Annotated in this window: 3 protein-coding genes; 1 reads left to right on the forward strand and 2 read right to left on the reverse strand. The window is 69.4% G+C overall.

Annotated features, from left to right (window positions below):
• Positions 1-243 (reverse strand): transposase (locus VN520_RS05380; RefSeq protein WP_325745679.1); only part of this gene is annotated, 243 nt, incomplete at its 3' end.
• Between the two features lie 165 nt (positions 244-408).
• On the opposite strand from VN520_RS05380, the gene VN520_RS05385 reads away from it, so the two are divergent.
• Complete coding sequence (locus tag VN520_RS05385; RefSeq protein ID WP_325745680.1) at positions 409-1464, forward strand: IS630 family transposase; 1056 nt, start codon at positions 409-411, stop codon at positions 1462-1464.
• 174 nt (positions 1465-1638) lie between these two features.
• On the opposite strand, the gene VN520_RS05390 is transcribed toward VN520_RS05385, so the two are convergent.
• Positions 1639-2385, reverse strand: a complete 747-nt coding sequence (locus tag VN520_RS05390) for a 4'-phosphopantetheinyl transferase family protein (RefSeq protein WP_325745681.1) — start codon at positions 2383-2385, stop codon at positions 1639-1641.
• Positions 2386-2926: the final 541 nt, after the last annotated feature.

The raw sequence follows: 2926 nt of genomic DNA on the forward strand, positions 1-2926 counted from the left end.
ATCGACGATGAGCACCCCACCCGGGCCGAGCCGCTCGACCACGTAGTCGCGCAGCTCATCCCGGACCGCGTCGGCGTTCCAGTCCGCGGTGCGCAGCAGCCGCTGCATCCCGTCCGGTGAGACCTCGCCGGCGGCCTCGGCCAGCGTCCAGCCGTTCCTGCGCTCCAGCTGGCCGATCAGCCCACGCAGATAGGCCCGGGCGAACGCCCCCGCGATCCAGGCGTGCACTCCCTCCAGGCCCACTGTTCAGTCCTGCACCTCGGCCACCAGGCCATCGCAGCGCATCCGCCGACGCTGCTACCAGCCCTCGGCCGATCCCGGCAGCGACACGCACAAGTGCCGTTGCAGTACTACTGAGGAGGTCGTTTGTAGCTTGATGTGGCTGACGTGCGCGGGGACGCTTGAGGAATGCGGGAGGACGACGGCCGCAAGCTGGACCACCAGACGCTGGAGGTGCTGCGGCTGCGAGCGGCCGAGCAGGTGGCCCGGGGCGTGCCGGCGGCCGAGGTCGGCGCGGGGCTGGCAGCACTCGGCCTGCACCGGCGGACGATCTACACCTGGCTGGCCACGGAGCGCCGCGGGGGCCGGGAGGCGCTGCGGGCCAAGCCGGTGCCCGGGCGGCCGCGCAAGCTCACCGGCGGGCAGTTGGGTGAGCTGGCCGCGCTGATCGCTGAGTCCGATCCGCGCGATCACGGGTTCGCCGTGGCGCTGTGGACCCGGCAGATCATCCGCCAGCTGATCGCCGCCCGGTTCGGCGTGGACCTCACGGTGGCCAGCGTCGGACGCACCCTGCACGATCTGGGCTTCTCCGCCCAGCGACCGCTGTACCGGGCCGAGCAGGCCGACCCGGCGGCGGTGGCCCGGTGGAAAGAGACCGAGTACCCCAAGATCGCCGCCGAGGCCAAGGCCGCCGGCGGCACAGTGTTCTTCGTCGACGAGGCCGGCGTGCGCAGCGACTACCACGCCGGCACCACCTGGGCCCCGGTCGGGCGGACCCCGGCGGTGCGCAGCACCGGCGCCCGGTTCGGGCTGAACCTGATCTCGGCGATCAGCGCGCGGGGCGCGCTGCGGTTCTCCGTGCTGACCGGCACCCTGACCGCCGCCGGCTTCATCGACTTCCTCAAACGCCTGCTGCACGACGCCCAGCACACCGGTGCCGGGCCGGTGTGCTGCATCGTCGACAACCATCCGGCGCACCGGTCCAAGGCGGTAGCCAAGTTCGTCGACTCCAGCCACGGCGCCCTGCGGCTGTACCGCCTGCCGGCCTACTCTCCGCAGCTCAACCCGGACGAGTGGGTGTGGAAAAACGTCAAGCACGACGGGGTGGCCCCCGCCGCCCCGAGAGGACCCGAGCAGATGAAGGCGGTCGTCACTGCTCGGCTGCGCCGGCTGCAGCGCCTACCGCACATCGTCCGCGGCTTCTTCGGCGACCCGGAACTTGCCTACATCACCGCTGTCGCCTGAAGTCAAGCACCCAGCAATCCCATTGGTAAAAGCCAAGCTCAGCGAGGCAGACCAGGACTCATGGCGGTGTGAACCGCCCCAGCGCGTCCGGAGATCCCGGTCCTCGGGGAGGATAGAGTCATGGCGGATTGAAGCGTCCGGTGACCGCAGGACGTCGTTGGCCTCCTCGGCGCCTCACGTCGGGAGAGGGGTCTCACCGGGCCCTGCCGCGCTGGCCGGCCCGACAGGGAACGAGCCCACGATCGGTGGTTCGGAACCCGCCGCCGCGATCACTACCTGCAGTGCCTCGTCGAACCAGTCCGCGACGTGCAGAGACCCGAACCTGCCGACCGTTCGTCCTGCTCCCACATCCCGCTCAGTACCGGGGTCGATCTCGATCCGAGACAGCCCGTCGAGTGTGACGACCCCGATCTTCACGAGGCACTCCTTGCGCACCCAGAGGCGCAGGAATGCGGTCGACGGGTCCCTCGCCGACTGCACCCGGCCGACTTCAGCGGCGGTGAGTGTGTAGGTCATGACCGCTGGGTCGATCTCGTGAACCCGAGAGTCCTCCACGTCGACGCCGACCGGGTACCCGTCCACGCCCGCGACCACGGCCCCCCGGGTGTGCGCGAGGCTGACATGGAGGTCCGGCAGGCCGGTCAGCGACGGTTTGCCGTGATCCGTCGATCCGCAGTCCGCGCACCGCTGCACTAGAGCCAGTGTCCCCACCGGCCGACCGGTCAGCGCTGCGGCACAGTACCGGACCAATAGGTGAGCCGCAGCGTGCGAGTGGCGGTCAGCCGGATGGCGCAGCACGGCGCCCCGTCGTCGCTCGCTGGCCGTCAGGAGGTGGGGATCCATCGTCCGGAGCACCTCCTCGGGGCTGGCGGCGACTACCAGCGGCCCCTGAGGGGAGTTGTCCGTTGCGTCTTTGCTCATGACGCCTCCACAGGTCGAGCAGCCGGCATTCGAGGGTATCCGGGCGTGAGATCCGCAATTGGCCTACCATCCTGATCCGGAATTGCCGAACGACGTTCGGCACGTGGTGACCCCGCGGCACATGACGGTGATGTCGCGCTGCTCAGGCGGGCGTGTGGAATGCCGCAGCCGCCGAGTCCCCTGGTTCTCCGAGAAGATGTTGCACCTTCAATGAGACCTTCTTGGTGTCGCCGTTGATTTGCCTGTGAAATGCGGTAAGGAGGCGAACCACGACGCAGATGGGAGCATGGGGTTCTCCTCGCCTTCACCCGGGACGAGGATCAGACTTCGGCGACCGTGCCGTCCCGTCACCATCCGCGCGCCGACACCGCTGTCGAGTACCGATCGCACGAGAACTCGGACGCGGAACGCAGCCAAGTCGCCAGCCTCAGGCGACCAGGTCGGTACTTCGAGCACACCCGCGACAGCTGGCCGTCGGCGACCGTTCCGGAGTCCCAGAGTGGACACGTCTCGTACAGGACCTGGACCACCGCGCGAAGCG

This window comes from Streptomyces sp., from assembly GCF_035563135.1.
Lineage (GTDB): Bacteria > Actinomycetota > Actinomycetes > Streptomycetales > Streptomycetaceae > Streptomyces.

Excerpts from the sequence above, each read along its gene's own strand:
- VN520_RS05385 (WP_325745680.1), top strand. The coding sequence starts at position 409 with ATGCGGGAGGACGACGGCCGCAAGCTGGACCACCAGACGCTGGAGGTG.
- VN520_RS05390 (WP_325745681.1), bottom strand. The coding sequence starts at position 2,385 with ATGAGCAAAGACGCAACGGACAACTCCCCTCAGGGGCCGCTGGTAGTC.